The organism is Bacillus sp. EB V-12 (genome assembly GCF_056158125.1).
This window is the reverse complement of sequence record NZ_JBUXJL010000002.1, coordinates 632,726-650,945: the sequence shown is the minus strand read 5'-3', so window position 1 is coordinate 650,945 and position 18,220 is coordinate 632,726. Positions and strand designations below refer to the sequence as shown.

Annotated in this window: 19 protein-coding genes, 2 riboswitches and 1 other annotated feature; of the genes, 4 read left to right on the top strand and 15 right to left on the bottom strand. The window is 35.8% G+C overall.

Features of this window, described 5'->3' with window-relative positions; all coding sequences use genetic code 11:
* Window positions 1-214 precede the first annotated feature (214 nt).
* Window positions 215-1,480 carry a murein hydrolase activator EnvC family protein gene (locus ACZDYH_RS09990; protein ID WP_000726086.1) on the top strand — a complete coding sequence of 422 codons (1,266 nt, stop codon included), beginning with the start codon at window positions 215-217 and terminating at the stop codon, window positions 1,478-1,480.
* A gap of 101 nt (window positions 1,481-1,581) precedes the next feature.
* Window positions 1,582-1,740: a hypothetical protein gene (locus tag ACZDYH_RS09985; protein WP_001096006.1), complete on the top strand. Its 159-nt coding sequence runs from the start codon at window positions 1,582-1,584 to the stop codon at window positions 1,738-1,740.
* 28 nt (window positions 1,741-1,768) lie between these two features.
* On the opposite strand, the gene ACZDYH_RS09980 is transcribed toward ACZDYH_RS09985, so the two are convergent.
* From ACZDYH_RS09980 to ACZDYH_RS09925, 12 genes are all read right to left on the bottom strand, one after another.
* Complete coding sequence (locus tag ACZDYH_RS09980) at window positions 1,769-3,124, bottom strand: sodium-dependent transporter (RefSeq protein WP_000665440.1); 1,356 nt, start codon at window positions 3,122-3,124, stop codon at window positions 1,769-1,771.
* A gap of 111 nt (window positions 3,125-3,235) precedes the next feature.
* Window positions 3,236-3,484, bottom strand: a binding site (T-box leader).
* 64 nt (window positions 3,485-3,548) lie between these two features.
* Window positions 3,549-4,163 carry an NAD(P)-binding protein gene (locus ACZDYH_RS09975; RefSeq protein WP_000283353.1) on the bottom strand — a complete coding sequence of 205 codons (615 nt, stop codon included), beginning with the start codon at window positions 4,161-4,163 and terminating at the stop codon, window positions 3,549-3,551.
* The gene (locus tag ACZDYH_RS09970) at window positions 4,138-4,893 is read right to left on the bottom strand and encodes a sirohydrochlorin chelatase (protein WP_000648887.1); all 756 of its coding nucleotides are present in this window, start codon (window positions 4,891-4,893) and stop codon (window positions 4,138-4,140) included. The genes ACZDYH_RS09975 and ACZDYH_RS09970 overlap by 26 nt, the downstream gene beginning before the upstream one ends.
* A 1-nt stretch (window position 4,894) precedes the next feature.
* Window positions 4,895-5,671, bottom strand: a complete 777-nt coding sequence (cobA, locus tag ACZDYH_RS09965; RefSeq protein WP_000521261.1) for a uroporphyrinogen-III C-methyltransferase — start codon at window positions 5,669-5,671, stop codon at window positions 4,895-4,897.
* An 84-nt stretch (window positions 5,672-5,755) separates the two neighbouring features.
* Window positions 5,756-5,956, bottom strand: a complete 201-nt coding sequence (locus tag ACZDYH_RS09960) for a DUF3906 family protein (RefSeq protein ID WP_000366914.1) — start codon at window positions 5,954-5,956, stop codon at window positions 5,756-5,758.
* A gap of 10 nt (window positions 5,957-5,966) precedes the next feature.
* Window positions 5,967-7,589, bottom strand: a complete 1,623-nt coding sequence (locus ACZDYH_RS09955) for a nitrite/sulfite reductase (RefSeq protein WP_000119621.1) — start codon at window positions 7,587-7,589, stop codon at window positions 5,967-5,969.
* A gap of 11 nt (window positions 7,590-7,600) precedes the next feature.
* Window positions 7,601-8,194, bottom strand: coding sequence for an adenylyl-sulfate kinase (gene cysC / locus ACZDYH_RS09950; RefSeq protein WP_000380500.1), 594 nt, complete (start codon window positions 8,192-8,194; stop codon window positions 7,601-7,603).
* 12 nt (window positions 8,195-8,206) lie between these two features.
* Entirely contained in the window at window positions 8,207-9,343 is a 1,137-nt protein-coding gene (gene sat, locus ACZDYH_RS09945; RefSeq protein WP_059303994.1) for a sulfate adenylyltransferase, read from the bottom strand.
* 39 nt (window positions 9,344-9,382) lie between these two features.
* The gene (locus ACZDYH_RS09940; RefSeq protein ID WP_000959022.1) at window positions 9,383-10,087 is read right to left on the bottom strand and encodes a phosphoadenylyl-sulfate reductase; all 705 of its coding nucleotides are present in this window, start codon (window positions 10,085-10,087) and stop codon (window positions 9,383-9,385) included.
* Window positions 10,088-10,174: 87 nt separating this feature from the next.
* Window positions 10,175-10,318: a YezD family protein gene (locus ACZDYH_RS09935; RefSeq protein WP_000116158.1), complete on the bottom strand. Its 144-nt coding sequence runs from the start codon at window positions 10,316-10,318 to the stop codon at window positions 10,175-10,177.
* 72 nt (window positions 10,319-10,390) lie between these two features.
* Window positions 10,391-10,499, bottom strand: a riboswitch (SAM riboswitch).
* Between the two features lie 115 nt (window positions 10,500-10,614).
* Window positions 10,615-11,931, bottom strand: coding sequence for a diaminopimelate decarboxylase (gene lysA / locus ACZDYH_RS09930; RefSeq protein ID WP_000280676.1), 1,317 nt, complete (start codon window positions 11,929-11,931; stop codon window positions 10,615-10,617).
* Between the two features lie 180 nt (window positions 11,932-12,111).
* Window positions 12,112-12,293: riboswitch (Lysine riboswitch) on the bottom strand.
* 89 nt (window positions 12,294-12,382) lie between these two features.
* A complete protein-coding gene (locus ACZDYH_RS09925) occupies window positions 12,383-12,778 on the bottom strand; it encodes a DUF3888 domain-containing protein (protein WP_001228823.1) in 396 nt (131 codons plus the stop codon).
* A gap of 254 nt (window positions 12,779-13,032) precedes the next feature.
* On the opposite strand from ACZDYH_RS09925, the gene ACZDYH_RS09920 reads away from it, so the two are divergent.
* Entirely contained in the window at window positions 13,033-14,919 is a 1,887-nt protein-coding gene (locus ACZDYH_RS09920; RefSeq protein ID WP_000939079.1) for an LTA synthase family protein, read from the top strand.
* Window positions 14,920-15,107: 188 nt separating this feature from the next.
* On the top strand, window positions 15,108-15,809 hold the full coding sequence (gene pssA / locus ACZDYH_RS09915) for a CDP-diacylglycerol--serine O-phosphatidyltransferase (RefSeq protein WP_000285417.1): 702 nt from the start codon (window positions 15,108-15,110) through the stop codon (window positions 15,807-15,809).
* Between the two features lie 30 nt (window positions 15,810-15,839).
* Here pssA and ACZDYH_RS09910 read toward each other — a convergent pair whose 3' ends face one another.
* The 3 genes from ACZDYH_RS09910 to ACZDYH_RS09900 form a co-directional block, all read right to left on the bottom strand.
* Window positions 15,840-16,811 carry an NAD(P)-dependent oxidoreductase gene (locus ACZDYH_RS09910; RefSeq protein ID WP_001062858.1) on the bottom strand — a complete coding sequence of 324 codons (972 nt, stop codon included), beginning with the start codon at window positions 16,809-16,811 and terminating at the stop codon, window positions 15,840-15,842.
* A 144-nt stretch (window positions 16,812-16,955) separates the two neighbouring features.
* The gene (locus tag ACZDYH_RS09905; RefSeq protein WP_001118878.1) at window positions 16,956-17,123 is read right to left on the bottom strand and encodes a YozQ family protein; all 168 of its coding nucleotides are present in this window, start codon (window positions 17,121-17,123) and stop codon (window positions 16,956-16,958) included.
* Between the two features lie 68 nt (window positions 17,124-17,191).
* Window positions 17,192-18,208, bottom strand: a complete 1,017-nt coding sequence (locus ACZDYH_RS09900; protein WP_000861838.1) for a histidinol phosphate phosphatase domain-containing protein — start codon at window positions 18,206-18,208, stop codon at window positions 17,192-17,194.
* Between the last annotated feature and the right edge of the window lie 12 nt (window positions 18,209-18,220).

The window sequence follows — 18,220 nt, the reverse complement described above, 5'->3', positions numbered from 1 at the left end:
TTACTTTCCTCCTTCATTCCACAGATAAATCCCAAAATTTACCTTTGTTACACATATGAATAAAATGTAAGCACTATGACAATTACAGTTGAAAAATGATAAATTCCGACAAAACTTAGCAATTTTATAAAATTTTCTTTACATTATGATTACAACGATAGACACCCTTCTTCTTATGATATATAACATTCATAGGGAAAGGAGTCAGACAACAATGAAAAAGAAATTTGCAGCGTTTAGCGTTTTAGCAGCAGGAACGATTTTTGCTTCCCCGTTACTTTCACCCGTATACGCTGAAACGAATCAAGATAAATTATCTAACATTCAATCTGAATTAGAAGGCAAACAAAGTGACTTACAAAATAAATCAGTCGAGAAAGAACAAATAGAAAAAGAAATTCAAGAATTACAGAAGAAAATCGATGAATTAACTACTTCCATTAATAAAAATGAGACTGAATTAAACGATACAAAAAAAGAAATTAGCAAAACACAACAAGTAATTACTGACAAAAAGAAACATATAGAACAATTACAAACAAACATAGATACACGTCAGGAAGTTATTAAACAACGATTACAATCTATGCAAGAAAAACCGCGTACAAATATCATTACAGAAGTATTAACAAACTCTACAAACATTGCTGATCTTGTTGATAATATGTACTCCGTAAGTTTAATATTAAACAACGATACAGATATTGTAAAAAAACAAACATCTGATCAAAATGCTGTAACGACAGAAAAAGAGGCTGTTGAGAAAAAAGAACAACAACTGAAAGACTCTGAACAAAAACTAGAACAAAAACAACAAGAATTACAAAATAATCAACAGCAGCAACAAACTCTTATTAACGATCTACATACGAAAGTAGCAAAAGTAGATTCAGAGATTGAAGGATTAGAAGAATCCAAGGGCATTTTAGAAAATCAACGTCAAGCTGTTCAAAAAGCAATTGAAGAAGAAAAACGGGCGGAAGAAGCTCGTAAAGCGGAAGAAGCCCGCCAGGCAGAAGAGGCTCGCAAACAACAAGCTACTAAATCTGCTCAAGCGGCCCCAACACCACATGATACAAATATCGGTGGTTTTATCAAACCAGCAGCTGGATCAAAAACTTCCGGATTTGGTGTACGTTCTTTAGATAACCATAAAGGAATTGACATCGCTGCTTCGGGAACGGTTCCAATTATCGCTGCTGCAGATGGCGTTGTTATTCGCTCAGAATTATCATCTAGTTACGGAAACGTAGTGTATTTATCTCACCGTATAAACGGAAAAACATATACGACAGTATATGCTCATATGAATAGTCGTTCTGTATCGAATGGACAAACTGTAAAACAAGGCGATCAGCTTGGATTTATGGGGAATACGGGCCAATCATACGGACAACATTTACACTTCGAACTTCATCTTGGAGAATGGAATGTCGGCAAGACAAACGCAGTTGACCCATCTCCTTATATCGGATTATAAAAAACCTCGGTGCCTACCGAGGTTTTTCATTTACACTTCACACAATATAGGCGTTCTACATAGACTATAACTAAATGCCTATAGTTGACGAGGTGATCCATATGAATACGCAATTACAACAAAAAATAGAAGAAGCTAGAGGAACGTATATTGGCCGAATATTTACATTTGGCGGCTCAGTTTTATTTTTAATCGGTTCATTCCTCGCAGTCACCACAGCCTATAAAGCGTATAATCGTCTATTACATTCATCAACATAAAAAAAGACGGGAGATCCCCGCCTTTTTTTTATGCAAACATTTTAAATACACCTATCGCATTTAAAAATACAATTATTACAGTTACCGGAATAACATAACGAAGTAAGAAGAACCAAATGTTAAATAACGTTTTCCCTTTCGTTTCCGTCACTTCTAATTCTTTCATCAACAATTCTTTACTCATTTTATTTGGTACAAATAATGAAATAGCTAGTACTCCTAACGGTAGCAATACGTTACTTACCGAAAAGTCGACTAAATCAAAGAACGTTTTCCCAAATATTTTCACGTCACTCATAATCCCAAATGATAACGCTGATGGAATACCGACTGCAAAAATAAGAATACCAATTAATAATGATGCTGACGGACGCTTCTTCTCATTACCTTTCGCAACAGATGCTACTACAATTTCAAGCATTGAAATTGCTGATGTTAAAGTCGCAAAGAAGAATAAAATTAAAAACATAATAAAGAAAAATTGACCAAATGGTATTTTTGCAAATACTGCTGGAAGGACGATAAACAGTAATCCTGGTCCTTCAGTTGGTTTTACTCCTAATGCGAAAATCGCTGGGAAAATTGCTAATCCTGCAAGTACTGTAACAAAAACAGTTAAACTTACAATAGATGTTGCCGATTTCGCTAAATGTTCCTCTTTCTTTAAATACGAACTATACGTTACCATTACCGAGGCACCTACAGTTAGCGAGAAGAAAGATTGTCCCATCGCATATAAAATTGTATCTGCTGTAAGCTTTGAAAAATCTGGCTTTAAGAAGAACTCTACTCCAGCAAAAGCACCATCGAGTGTTAACGCACGAACAATAATCGCAATAAATAAAATAAATAATAGCGGCATCATGTACTTACTTGCCTTTTCTATACCTTTCTCTACACCTTTACTTACAACAAAAATCGTACAAAGCATAAAGATAAATTGTGCTCCAATCGCACTTAATGGATTTGAAATCGTTTCACCGAACAATTGTCCATAATCAGCTGCACCATTCCAGAAACTTCCTGTCACACTATAATATAAATAAAGTAAAATCCATCCACCTACAACACTATAAAAAGATAGTACACTAAAACAAGTAACAACTCCCATACGACCAATCCAAGGATATACTTTGCTATTTGGCACTAGTACTTTATAAGCTGTAACGGCCTCTTTTTGCGTGCTACGTCCAATAACAAACTCCGCTATTAAAAGAGGCATACCTATAAATAAAGTTAATAGTAAAAATACAAGGAAGAATGCGCCTCCCCCGCCATTACCTGCAACATATGGAAATTTCCATATCGCACCAAGACCTACTGCGGCTCCGGCTGCTGCGAGTACAAAGCCTATTTTCGACGTCCATTGCTGTGTTTCTTTCATCATAATTTCTCCTTTTCTGAATATTTAAACTTTTGTTAATTATACACTTTCATTTCATACTCGCACACCTCCTTTAGAAAATAAAAAAGTCCCCTACACGCAAATATGCATGTAGAGGACGATATATGTAATGTAAATACCGTGGTACCACCTCAATTGGATTGATAAATCCCACTTGTTCAAGTACAGGAATAATTCCGATACTCTATCCTTTTAACGGCGGAACCCGGGTTGCCTACTACAATGTTCAACATACCTCTCGCAAGCCCATTCTGTATATTTTATCGTACCGGGCTCCCACCTAACCCCAGCTCTCTGAACGCATCAAATATACGTACTCTTCTTGCTCATCGATTTCATCTATTGAAGTTACTTGTGATTATAAATTATATTTTTATATTTGTAAAGCGCACTTTATCTTTTATTATTTTAAAACCTTTTCCTCTAACTCACGTAAAAAACTTTCTCTTTTCCCCTCATTTTGCACATATACTGATTTCAACACTTCTTGGAGCAATATATTTCGTTCCCTCTTTTCTAACTGTAAATCTTTTAACTTCAACCTTACTTCATATAAAAAATCTAAATACGATTCATATGTCTCATCATATTTATTTGCAATATCATCTCGAATTTTTTTTGCGAGCTTCGGGCTCGCTCCCCCAGTAGAAACTGCTATATTAAGTAAACCACGATGAATCGCTGCCGGAAAATGAACATTACCACTTTCCGGATTTGTAATAATATTTACTAATTGATTCTCAGCGGCATCTTCAGCAACTTGTTCATTTAATATTGAATCACTACTCGCTGCAACAACTAAAAAAGCACTTTTAATATCACTTTTTTCATATTCTCTTTGATACCAACGAATTTTCTTTTCTTCCACAAGTTTTACTAAATTCGCATCTAATTCTGGACTTATCACAACTATATCCGCACCCTGTTTGAGTAAAGGAATAATTTTAAATCCTGCAACTTTTCCCCCGCCAATAACAACAACGCGTTTCTCATTAACTCGCACTGTAAGTGGATACATACTGATCTCCTTTCAATAACTCCGTCGTTTTCTGAATTAACATATCTTGAAACGCTTCATTCTTCCCTAAATATGGACTGATTTTTATCTCTTCCACTTCATATTGGCGCACTTCTTTCTCAATATGTTTCATAAGTAAACCTGTAAATAACAAGTAAGGCAGTACAACGATGTTCTTTTCTTTTCGTTCTACAACTTCCTTTAACTTCTCCTCAAATTTTGGCTCTGCAGCCGCTAAATAACAAACTTCTACTTTTTTAACCTTCTCTTTTGTTTGAAATAAAGAAGCAATCCAGTTTATATCTCTTAATACTTCAGGATCACTGCTCCCTCTTGCAACAAGAAGTAACGTCACTTCATTTTTATCTTCCTGTTCGATGCCACTTCCGCTATACACCGATTTAACAAGTGTTTCTGATACACCAAACGGATTACCATAGGTCACTTTAACATCCGAAAATTGATTAGTTAACTTTTCCAATTCAAAAGGGATATCTTTTTTTACATGACCTGCCGCTAATAAAAAAACAGGGATAGCAATAATCTCAGTGGCCCCACGCTTCACACATGTACGAAAACCATCTTCAATAGAAGGATTCGCTAACTCTAAAAAACAAACTTCTTGAATAGTCGCTTCTATACGGCTCATGCATGATGTAATAAATTGAATCGCCTCTTCTTTCGCTGTCTTCAAACGACTTCCATGACATATATATAAGACGGCTTTCATTTTACAACACTCCACTTACTTGATAAGCATTTTCTGTCTGCTTCTCAAACCAATGAATTTTTTCTCTAAAACGGACAACCTCTCCAATTACAATCATACTCGGATTTTGAATTTGCTCTTTTTTCGCAACATCTACAATTGTCCCTAACGTTCCAACAACTGTGCGTTGCATAGACGTCGTCCCCTGCTCAATAATAGCAGCTAGCGTACTTTTATCTTTTCCATGCTTCATAAGTTGCTCACATATGTAGGGCAAATTACTAACCCCCATATATACCGCTAAAGTCTCTACACCTTTCGCTAAACTTTCCCATTTCACTTCTTCTTCAGCACCTTCTTTCCTATGCCCAGTCACAATAGCAAAACTTGCACTTGCATCACGGTGCGTCACTGGAATGCCCGCATAAGCAGGAGCAGCTATTCCAGCTGAAATACCAGGAATGATTTCAAATGGTACACCTTGCTTTGCTAATGCTTCAGCTTCTTCTCCCCCTCTACCAAACACAAATGGATCGCCGCCCTTAAGCCTCGTTACAACTTTTCCTTTTTTCGCATACTTAATAAGAAACGTGTTAATTGTCTCTTGCTTCATCGTGTGATAATTCGGGAGTTTTCCGCAATAAATTAAATCCGCGTCAGGCTTTGCGTATGAAAGCAGCTCTTTATTCACAAGTCGGTCGTATAAAATAACATCTGCCTTCTCAATACATTTCAACCCTTTAACAGTAATTAAATCTGGATCGCCAGGACCCGCTCCAACAATATAAACCTTTCCCATCATCTCTCCTCATTTCTTCTATTAAAATGAAACTTCCATTCGTATATAAGAATGGAAGTTTTTATTTTTTCGTATTACTGATCTCTACTCATGGATAACAAATGCCCCACCTTTTCGAATCTTCTTTTTTTCAAACAAAGAAATCTCTTTTACCTCTGGCAACGGTAAAAAATGCTTTTCAAGCTCAATCTCCGCAAGCTTAAATGCCTGTTCTTCACTTTGAGCAACAACAACAATCGGAACAATACTATTTACTAACACAGCTTCAAATCGATATAAATCCATATCGTCCCTCCTAAGACGCTATTACTTCTTCTAGCACGTTATTTAACGCTATTTGTAATGTATCTACACCAACACGACCTACAAAATCATAAAATGTTTCGGCTGGTAATTTATTCTCTTTGAAATAACTTATAAATGATGCGAGTACATCAGGTAGATCCTCGCCATCTATTTTTCCTTTTAACTTTTGATTGTAGGCACCGCCATCTAACAATGTTCCACCTACGTATATTTCAAACGCTTCAACAATACCTTTTTCCTTCGTTTTCATTTTCACCCCTTGTAACCCAATGTCAGCAATTTGACGTTGACCACATGAATTCGGGCAGCCTACCATATGAATTCGAACTGGAACATCGAGTGCAATTTGTGTATCTAAGTATTCTGCAATTTTTCGTAATCTTTCTTTCGTTTCTACTAGTGCAAGATTACAATATTCAATACCGGTACATGAAACCGCATGACCAATAAATGATTTCGGGCTAGCAGATATCGCTTCAAACAGCGGTTCACTAAGTAATCCTTTTACATTTTCTGGAGGAACGTTCGGAATAATGAAGTTTTGCGAGTTACATGTACGAATTTGTCCATTTCCATATTGCTTTGCGATTCTTGCAATCTCAAACATTTCTTCTGCATGTAAACGACCTACCGGTACATTAAAACCTACATATTTTAATCCCTTTTGTTTTTGGTCTTGAACACCATAAAAATAGCCTGCATTCCATCCTTTGAGTGCACTTTCCCCTTTACTTTGTAAAGGCCCTGTATACTCTATTAGTTTCTCTTTAAATTTCTCTGCTCCCCAGTCCGCAACAAGAAATTTCAACCGAGCTAAATGACGTTTTTCACGATATCCAAAATCACGGAATATAGTAGCAATCGCAATCGCCACCGCCTTCACTTCTTCTGGTAAAACGAATACATCTAATTCATCAGCTAAATACGGTCGAGCTGATAATCCTCCACCTACTTTTATATGAAAACCAACTTTTTTCTCACCATCTATTTCTTTCGTTGCAGGCGTAAATGCAACACAGTTAATTTCTGCGTTTGCTGAATTATAAATATTAGAACTAATAGACATTTTAAATTTACGTGGCAAGTTAGAAAACTCCTCATTATGTTGGAAGTAATCATATACTTCTTTTACAATATGCGTTGTATCGAATAGTTCATTTGCATCAATGCCAGCAAGCGGATTACCTGTAATATTCCGCGTTATATCACCACAAGCCCCCGCTGAAGATAACCCAACTCTTGCTAATCTTTTAAAAATATCTGGAATTTGCTGAATTTCTAACCAGTGAAACTGAATCGCCTGTCTCGTCGTAATATCTATTACATTACGTCCATAATCTTCAGCGATAGAAGCAAGTACTTCTGCCTGTGCATTTGTAATAATCCCTGACGGAATATTTACCCGCATCATAAAATAACCAGCTTCTTTCGGTCTTTGTAAATACAAGCCTGCCCATTTAAAGGCATCCCACTCTTCTTTCGGAATAGATTCGAAACCATTTTCCGCATAGTAAGGAATATCATTAAAAATTTCTAAGCCATCTTTTTCTAATTTATTTTTCTCGGTCTGATTTAATTTTTCATTGTTAGCCCACACTTTTTCATAACTCATTGTTTATCCCCCTATATAAAACTACGCTCTTGTAAGTACTTCACGATTTGTTCTACACATTCTTCAATAGAATATTTGTGCGTTTCTACAATTAATTCCGCTTGCTCTGGCTCTTCATAAGGCGAATCAATACCTGTGAAATCCTTAATATCACCTTTTCTTGCCTTTTTATAAAGTCCTTTCGGATCACGTTTCTCACACTCTTCAATCGGACACTTCACAAAAATTTCAATAAATTCATCTGCCGCTAATAAATCTCTTACTTGTTTGCGGTCTACTCGAAATGGTGAAATAAATGCTGTAAGGACAACTGCTCCTTGGTCTACAAATAACTTTGCCACTTCGCCAATACGTCTTATATTTTCCATGCGATCACTTTCAGAAAATCCTAAGTCTTTATTTAAACCGTGGCGAATGTTATCCCCATCCAGCACATAATTTCCAATATTCTTTTCAAACAGTTTACGAGCGACCGCATTCGCTACTGTAGATTTACCCGAAGCTGATAAACCAGTAAACCAAATTACAAAACTATGATGTCCATTCTTCACTCTTCTCTCATCTTTTGAAACCGAAGCTGTATGCCAAGTAATATTCGTATCCATCTCGTTCTCTCCCTATTCTGTTACTACTTCTTTTTTCAAGCCTTTAATTAGCACTTCCACTACTTCTTTACGACTAAATGTACTTGGCGGAATCTCACCGTTTCTTAATAATTCTCTTACTTTCGTACCCGATAAAATAACATGATCTTCTTTTCCGTGCGGACATGTTTTCGTTGAAGCCATCGCTTCACATTTCGTGCAGTAAAAACTATGCTCAAAGAATAGTGGTGTAATTCCTAACTCTTCTATCGTAAAATTTGTGAAGATTTCTTGCGCTTCATACGTTCCGTAATAATCTCCTACTCCAGCATGATCACGCCCTACTATAAAGTGGGTACATCCAAAATTCTTTCTTACTAACGCATGAAATATCGCTTCCCTTGGTCCTGCGTAACGCATGGCAGCAGGAAATACACTTAAAAAGACACGATTTTTCGGATAATAGTTTTGAAGAAGTACTTCATAGCTTTCCATTCTTACATCAGCAGGAATATCATCCGATTTCGTTTCTCCAACGAGCGGATTTAAAAAGAGACCATCTACAATTTCAAGAGCAGATTTTTGAATATACTCATGGGCACGATGTACCGGGTTTCTCGTTTGAAATCCGACCACTGTTTTCCACCCACGTTTTTTAAATGCTTCCCTCGTTTCAATTGGGTCTAAATGATAAAAAGGAAATTGATTATTTTCAAAGCGTTTTGTTAGAATAATAGTTCCTCCAACGTAAACGTTTGGTCGTTCATATAATTTTTTCACTCCTGGATGAGCCTCATCCGTTGTTTTATATACAAGTAACGCTTCTTTTTCTTTATCTGGTACAAAAATATCTTCTATTTGAATGACACCGTATATATTTCCATTGTTGACAAGCTTTACTTCCTCTCCAGCCTTCAGGCTTTCTGCGACTTTTTCTGTTACCGGTAATGTAATCGGTATACTCCACACACTACCATTTGCTAAACGAAGCGTTTCTACAACAGAATCATAATCTTCCTTCCCTAAAAAACCAGTAAGGGGGCTATATCCACCTGTCGCCAATAGTTCTAAATCACTTAACGCAATATTGTCTAATTTAATCTCTTTTTCAATTTGTGATACGTCATATGTCTCATCTATACGGTTTACTAATTCGTTTACTATGCTCATTTTTCTATATCCTCTCTTCGCTTTATTTCAAGATTCATCTTATTGGTAATGAAGACCACATTCAGTTTTCACTTTTCCAGCCCATCTACCATCTCTTGAATCGCCACCATCCCCTACAGGTAACGTACATTTCTCACACCCAATACTTGGATAGCCAACATCATGCAACGGGTTATACGGCAAGCTATGTTTGTATACATATCGCCAAACTTCTTTCCACGTCCAATGAATGAGTGGACAAACTTTAATAGATTGAAAACGATGATCTTGATTTATAAACTTTGTATGCTTACGTGTTTCTGATTGTTCCCTTCTTAAGCCCGATATCCATGCTTTTTCCACGACTAATGATTTTTCTAAAGGTAAAATTTTTCTAATCTTACAACAAAGATTCGGATTGCTCTCCCACAGTTTTTCACCATGCAACTTCGCCTGTTCATCAAGTGTAAGTTCTGGCTGTTTTTCTATAATATTCAATGAAGGAAATCGTTCCCGCACTTTTCGAATTAATTCATACGTTTCTTGAAAATGAACATTTGTATCCAAAAATACAACTTTAGCAGATGGATTTACTTGGTTTATAATGTGCAGCAATACCATACCTTCCACCCCAAAGCTACATGCGTAGACAACCTCATCTTTATATTCTTTATAAGCCCAATTTAATACTGATAACGCACCTTTTGTTTCATCTTCTTCCGAAAACGAAACAACATTTTCTTCCCACGTTTCATACGTCAACATGTTTTTTCCCCCTGTAAAAGCAAAAAGACGGTTTTAACCTAATGAAAATAGGTTAAAACCGCCTCTAGTTTTTCTAGTCAGCGCTTTTCACTTTAAACGTACTTTTTCACTTTTCTCTAACTGAATTACTTTTCCATCTTGCACAACAATTGTAATTGAACCATATTTCATATCAGCAAGCATCGCTTCAATCTTCTCGGATACTTCATCAAAATGTTCCCGTACACTCACGCGAACAGCCCCCCTTTTTATTCATAAAAAAAATCTTTCCCATTTCGAAAAGACTGTTCGGTAATATATTTTACCTTATCTTTCAAAATGGATCCCATTTTGCTGGATTTAGCACCTTGCTTTCTATAAGCAGGTTGCCGAGCTTCTTCGGGCCAGTTCCCTCCGCTTCTCTTGATAAGCTTTGTATTTGTATTTTATCACAATTCTGATTTTTTTCAATCCTAGTTTTCCGATATATTTTAATTATTTTATTTTATAAAAAAGGAATTGTCCATTCGAACAACTCCTTTTCCTATTTAGACAAGCTCTTTAATACGTATGCGATCGTTCCCAATAATATTTTCATATGTTTCGCGTTCCACAACTACTTGCGATGTTCCGCCTTTTGCAAAGACAACGGCTGGTCTTCGAATCCGATTGTAATTATTCGCCATCGAGTACCCGTATGCTCCTGTACAGGAAACTGCTAGTAAATCAGAAGCAGCGACTTTCGGTAAATGAATATCCCAAATCAACATATCTCCACTCTCACAGCATTTCCCAGCAATCGAAACGAGTTCCTCATTCTCATCATTCCCTCGATTCGCTAACATCGCTTCATAACGCGCACTATATAAAGCAGGTCTTAAATTATCTGTCATTCCACCATCGACTGATACATATTTCCGAATACCAGGAATATCTTTCACAGATCCAACTGTATAAATTGTTGTCCCAGCATCACCTACAATGCTACGGCCTGGCTCAATCCATATTTCTGGCAATGGATATTCACATACAGTAAATTGTTCTCTCACTGCACTTGTTACAGCTCGCACATATGTCTCAAGAGTTAATGGTGTATCTGACTCTGTGTAACGTATTCCAAATCCCCCGCCTACATTTAACACTTTTACTACATAGTTTGTTTGCTCTCTCACTTCTTCTAAAAATTGGCGAAGAACTTCAATTGCTCGAACAAAACCAGCTGTTTCAAATATTTGCGACCCAATATGTGAATGGATCCCTAGCACATTATAATTTGATTTTTGTAAAGCAAATCCAATTGCCTGCATCGCTTGACCGTTTGAAACACCAAATCCAAATTTCGAATCATCTTGACCTGTTGTAATATATTCATGTGTGTGCGCCTCTACTCCAGGCGTTACACGAATTAATATGTTCACAAATTTCCCATGTTGCATCGCTAAATCGTGTAAAACTTCTAATTCAAAGAAATTATCTACGACAAAACAACCGATATTCGCCTGAAGAGCCATCACTATTTCTTCTTCTGTTTTATTATTTCCATGAAAATGAATACGTGATGCCGGAAATCCTGCTTGGAGCGCAGTATATAATTCTCCCCCAGAAACAACGTCTAATGACATACTCTCTTCACGAGCTACTCGGCACATCTCCATGCACAAGAACGCCTTGCTTGCATATGCTACTTGATAAGAGAAACCACTTTCTTTAAAAGCACGATGAAATGCTCGGCATTTTCCTCGAATAGACTCTTCATCGTATACATAAAGTGGTGTTCCGTATTGCTTTGCTAGCTGCGTCGTATCGCACCCTCCAATTTCTAAGTGTCCTTGCCCATTAATTCGGCTTGTGCCGTGTAAATACATTTTAATTCCTCCCTTATTTCCTCTAAAACTCATAACCCCAATCTTCTATTCATTGCAGCACGCTTTTAGATAGACAAAAAACGCGCGGAACAATGTTCACACGCGTTTCTTATTAGGAAAAATATATATTGAAAAAATAAACGAGTTGTTATCTCCTCAAAATAAGAAACCGCATCAACATCTCCAAATAGCTCTCCATAAAATAAATCTTATGACAGTACTACATTTATTCAATGCAGTCCCAATATATGAATAAGATGGTTATTCTTATATTTCGGCAATAGTCCCTTTCAACCTATGATCACAGATTCCATTAAATCTCCCATAGCTTACTCTTTCCTATCGCGGCCTCTACCTTTGAGAGTAGATGAGGTAAGTCTATTTAATTTTCAAACATCTAATTGTTGCTATTAACAATACCAAAGGACCATTTTATTTGTCAAACAATTTTTTATATTGTTTTTTTACAGTTTAGTTTCGTATCATTTGGTAAGCGCTTTACTGAAATCTTTGTCACTTCCCATTCGCCTTCTTCGTTATTAAATGTAATCGTTACCTTCTCAAATGGTGGAGCAATTTTCCCAGCAACACGTTCATACTTTGTCACTTCAATACTTGCTTGAAATAAATATGTACCGCTATACACTTTTTTTAAACTAATAATTTTAGGACATTGATAAGGTTTCAAACTTCCATATTGTTTTTCAATTGCTTTATTTATTTTTGGAAATAAAACAGAATAAAGTGCATCTTCCATAAGAGGTGCATCATATTGGGCTACCGACACACTCGGTGAAGTAAAAAGTATAACACTACTGCATGCTATAAAATATAATAATTTTCGCATTATAACCTCCGTATAATCACGCGATTCTTTCTGCGTACGATAATTATCATACATAGAAATTCTGTTTTATTGTCTCCCACCACTCTTTTTCTACTCGATTATTATAAAAAAGCCCACAACCTTCTTTTATTTTCGTATAATGATACTCATAGTATAATAATCATAATAACAAAGGACTGTTCGTATATATAAAATGAGTCGTTAAGCAAACTGACTCACAAGAACTGTCATGCTTTTTAGGAGAGGAGTATATTATGCTACAACATCTGTTTCCAAAACTGCGATTTGCACTCGTTGCAGTCGTTTTACTATGGATTAAAACATATATTGTGTACAAGCTAGCATTTGATATTAAAATTGATAATTTCTTTGAAGAATTCATGCTTTTTATCAATCCACTAGCTGCGTTACTTTTATTTTTCGGCTTAGCTTTACTTGCATCTAAGCACCGAAACCGAATTATAATTGGAATCAGTTTTATACTGTCATTTATTTTATTTGGAAACGCAATGTTTTATGGGTTCTATAACGATTTCGTTACTTTCCCGGTTTTATTCCAAACAAACAATATGGCTGATTTAGGGACAAGTATAAAAGAACTCTTTACGTACAAAACATTACTTTTATTTGCAGATGCAATTATTTTAATGTTTATTTCACGTAAATTCCCATCATTTGGCGACAAAACACCACTTTCCCGCTCAGAGAAGCGAACTTTCTTTAGCGGTGTAACAGCTTTATTAGCACTACAAATTGTTGTATCAGTTATTTATAAACCACAAATGTTCTCGCGCTCATTTGACCGTCAAACTGTCGTGAAGAATTTAGGTTTATACACATACCATCTATTTGATATTACGCTTCAATCCAAGTCTTCAGCTGAGCGTGTATTTGCAAGTGGGGATGGGTTTTCTGAAATTAAAAACTATACAGACTCAAAAGACAAACAAGTTGATAAAAACTTATTTGGAGCTGCAAAAGGTAAAAATGTAATTTTAATTTCAATGGAATCTACACAAAACTTTGTTATTAATAAAAAAATAAATGGAAAAGAAATTACACCATTTTTAAATGAATTTATTAAGGATAGTTTCTATTTCGATAACTTCTATCATCAAACTGGACAAGGCAAAACTTCTGATGCTGAATTTATCGTTGAAAACTCACTTTATCCGCTAGATCGTGGTTCTGTATTCTTTACTCATGCAACAAATGAATACACAGCGACACCAGAACAATTAAAGAAATACGGATATTCTTCTGCCGTCTTCCATTCAAACGATAAAACGTTTTGGAATCGGGATGTAATGTATCCTGCGCTTGGATATGATCGTTATTTTAATTTAAATGATTACGCAGGAACGGAGCAAATGTCTGTCGGTTGGGGATTAAAAGATAAAGAGTTCTTTGAACAATCTATTCCAAAGTTAAAATCTTTACCGCAACCGTTCTATACAAAATTTATTACATTAACAAATCATTTTCCGTTTCTTCTAAATCCGGAAGATCAATATGTTGATGAATTCAACTCGGAAAGTGGTGTTGTAAACCGCTACTTCCCAACTGTTCGTTACACAGATGAAGCTCTTAAATTATTTATTCAACAATTAAAAGAAGAAGGATTATATGATAATTCCGTTATTGTCATTTATGGTGATCATTACGGTATTTCCGAAAACCATAACACAGCTATGGCACAGTTCCTAGGAAAAGATACTATTACACCATTCGATTCTATGCAATTACAACGAGTTCCTCTTATTATTCATGTGCCTGGCCAAGAAGGAAAAGTTGTTTCTAAAGTATCCGGTCAAATTGATATTAAGCCAACGCTCCTTCATTTACTTGGTATTAAAACAAATAAATCCGTTGAATTTGGAACTGACTTATTTATTAAAGAGAAAGACCCGCTTATGGTAATGCGTGATGGTAGCTTTGTTTCTGAAGAGTATGTTTATACAAAAAATATGTGCTACAAAAGAAGTACGGGTGAAGAAGCTGACATGACGCTATGTCAGCCGTATATTGAAAAAGCAAAAACAGAATTAAAATTCTCCGACAAATTAATTTATGGAGATTTATTACGCTTCGATCCTAATAATCGATATAAAACTGGAACGATGACAACGAAATTTGAATAGTAAAGGAAGCAACTTTATACAAGTTGCTTCCTCTTTTTATTTTCACTTAATTTTCAAACCATCCTTCTATGAAATCTTTCACAAATTGGTAATTTCTTTCGTATGAGGAATAAATTTATGGTATGATAAAATAAGTAAACTTTCATACACTAATTAAGAATTTATTACAGAAAGCAAGGGATCAGATTTTGTATAGAGCAGCTATTCCAAACTTATTTACGCTCGGAAATTTATATAGCGGATTTTTATCAATCGGCTATGCATCTTTAGGATATTATAAATCAGCTGCTATTTTAGTACTTATCGGGATGATGTTAGATAGTCTTGATGGTCGTGTTGCTCGTTTATTACGTGTTGATTCACAAATGGGAAAAGAGCTCGACTCGCTTGCAGATGTCGTAACATTTGGTGCAGCACCAGCTGTTTTAATGTATTACACATCTTTCTCAAACTACGGAATCATCGGATTATACATAGCGGGATTATTCCCTCTTTTCGGAGCATATCGTTTAGCACGATTTAATGTAACACCATCTTCTACTTCAATGAAATATTTCACTGGAGTACCGATTACAGCAGCGGGAGGGCTTGTTGCTTTCTTAACATTATTTTCACATACCATTCCAAAAATCGTTCTTATTACCGTATTTGTAACGTTCGCATTTTTAATGGTGAGCCGCATTCGTATCCCAAGTTTAAAAGATGTACCAATTCCACGATATAGCATCATTATTACACTATTTTTAGTTGGAATCATTATTACAATGTATCAAACAGGATTTGGAAATTTTTCTGTTTTCTTATTCATTGCCATTCCACTATATATTTTGTACATGTTATCTCAATTCATTAGACAAAGACCGTCTAAAAAAGCGAATAAAGAAAAATAAGAAAACCTTCCAAGTCCGGAAGGTTTCTTTTTATTTTGTAACTAATACCTTTTGATTTACAGGTGTTACTGGCTCTTCGCCGTTTAATACAGCTAAAATATTTCTGACAGCCATTTCAGCCATCGCATCACGAGTTTCAAATGTTGCATTCCCTACATGTGGAGCAAGTACTACATTCTTTAATTCTTTTAGCTCTTCTGTAATTTTCGGTTCAAATTCAAACACGTCAAGAGCTGCTCCTTCAATTTCATTTGTTTTTAATGCATGAGCAAGTGCTGCTTCATTCATAATTGGTCCACGTGAAGCATTTACAATATACGCTGTTTTCTTCATCATTTTAAACTGCTCTTCATCAATCATATGATGTAATTTTGGATTATAAGCACAGTTAATTGTAATAAAGTCTGCTGTTTGTAATAATTCTTCCAACGTCACATACGTTGCTCCCAGTTCACTTTCAGCTTCAAGCTTACGATTTGGCCCTGTATATAAAACATCCATTCCAAATGCTTTCGCACGTTTTGCAACAGCCTTCCCAATTTCTCCAAGACCTATAATTCCGATTGTCTTACCATGAACTTCTCGTCCTAAGAAAAATAACGGTGCCCATCCGTTAAATCCAGTCGTACGACATAACGTATCCCCTTCAGGAATTCTACGCGCCGCTGCTAAAAGAAGTGCAAATGTTAATTCTGCAGTCGCTTCCGTTGATACTTTCGGTGTATTCGTAACTGCAATTCCTTTTTCGCCCGCATACGTGTAATCAATATTGTCGTAACCAGCACCATAGTTTGCAACAATCTTTAAATGAGGCGCTGCATCAATAACTTCTTTTGGCACCTTTGTCGAAAGTAAACTTAACAATGCATCTTTATCTTTTACACGCTCTGTTAATTCATCTATAGAAATTAACTCCTCTTTATTGTACATTTCTACATTATGATCTTTTAATAGTTCTAATCCAATTTCCGGAATTTTTCCCGCTACTAATATTTTTGCCACTACTAACACCTCTTCTATAGAAAATAAGACATCTCTTATATTTCATTGTAAGAAATCCACATATAAAAACCAAGGAATTTGATTATAGTTTTGAAAATCGACACTTTTCCATGAAAAAAGAGGAGATGCAACTCTCCCCTTTTCTTACGCTTTTTCCTGCGATTCTTTTCCGAGCTTCACATCAATAGTTCCTTCTGCAACCGTATCGCTAATTTGCTCCTCAATAACCGATTGAGATGCAGCATTCGTTTCAGAAGTATAAGCTTGTTGCTGTGCACCTTGTACATTTTGTTTATTTTGTTGTTTCGCCATTTCTTACCCTCCTTTTCATTCTTTCTTATTTTGAACAAAAAGGACCGTTTTCATCAAAAAATTGCGTTTCATTTTGAATTTGTTACTTCTTCTTCAAGCGACCTCATTACTCTTGCTCGCTTCGTAAATGTTGCAACCTGAGTAACACCGTGAGCTCGTAATGTTTGTACATTTTCTTGTACATAATTCCCTAAATCATTTGGGTAATGGGCATCCGAAGAAATCGTAATTGGAACACCATACTTAGCTAATACTTGTAAATATAGTGGACTTGGGCACATTTCACGAACAGGATAACGATAGTATAATCCTGCATTTATTTCTGTTGCCGTATTCGTTTCTACTAACGCACAGGCAATTTCCTCATAATAAGAAAGCTGTTCATTCTCATCCAATCGATAATTAAATACCTTTATATTATCAAGATGAGCGATAATATCAAATAACTCGGTACGAATCGCACTCTCAACTGTTTTAAAAAACATATCATATAATGCGCGTAGGTCATGCACCTCAAAATATTCTTTCGTATCTGGATTATCAAATCCCCAGCCATTTAGAAAATGAACGGAACCAATTACATAATCAAAGTCTCCTAGCGCTAATAATTCTTTTAACTCTCCTTCACAACCAATAAAATAATCCGCTTCAATTCCAAGTTTAAGTGTGACACCTCTTTTCCCCCATCGTTCTTTCGCCTCTTCAATTGCCTTTGTAAAATCATACAGTGAAACTACCCTTACTTGATCCAACCATTCTTTCTGTATACGACCGAGCTTAGAATCACTAATATCTACATATTTTTCATAATATCCTTTTGCTTCATGAAAACGATATAGATGATCAACAATTCCCACTTCTTTTATTCCTTTTCGTACAGCTTCTTCTAAATATAGATCTATCCATTCTGTTGTAAATGGCCCTTCCTTCACACGCTTTTGCAAACGCTCTTGTGTTTTCATAAGCCAATCAATAGAATGTCTTTCTTGAAGCGGTTCATAACATTCCAACGCTTCATTTATTTTAGCAAGCCATCCTATTGAATACGGTCCTTCTTCTAAGTGAAGATGATAATCTACTTTCATATACATTCCCCC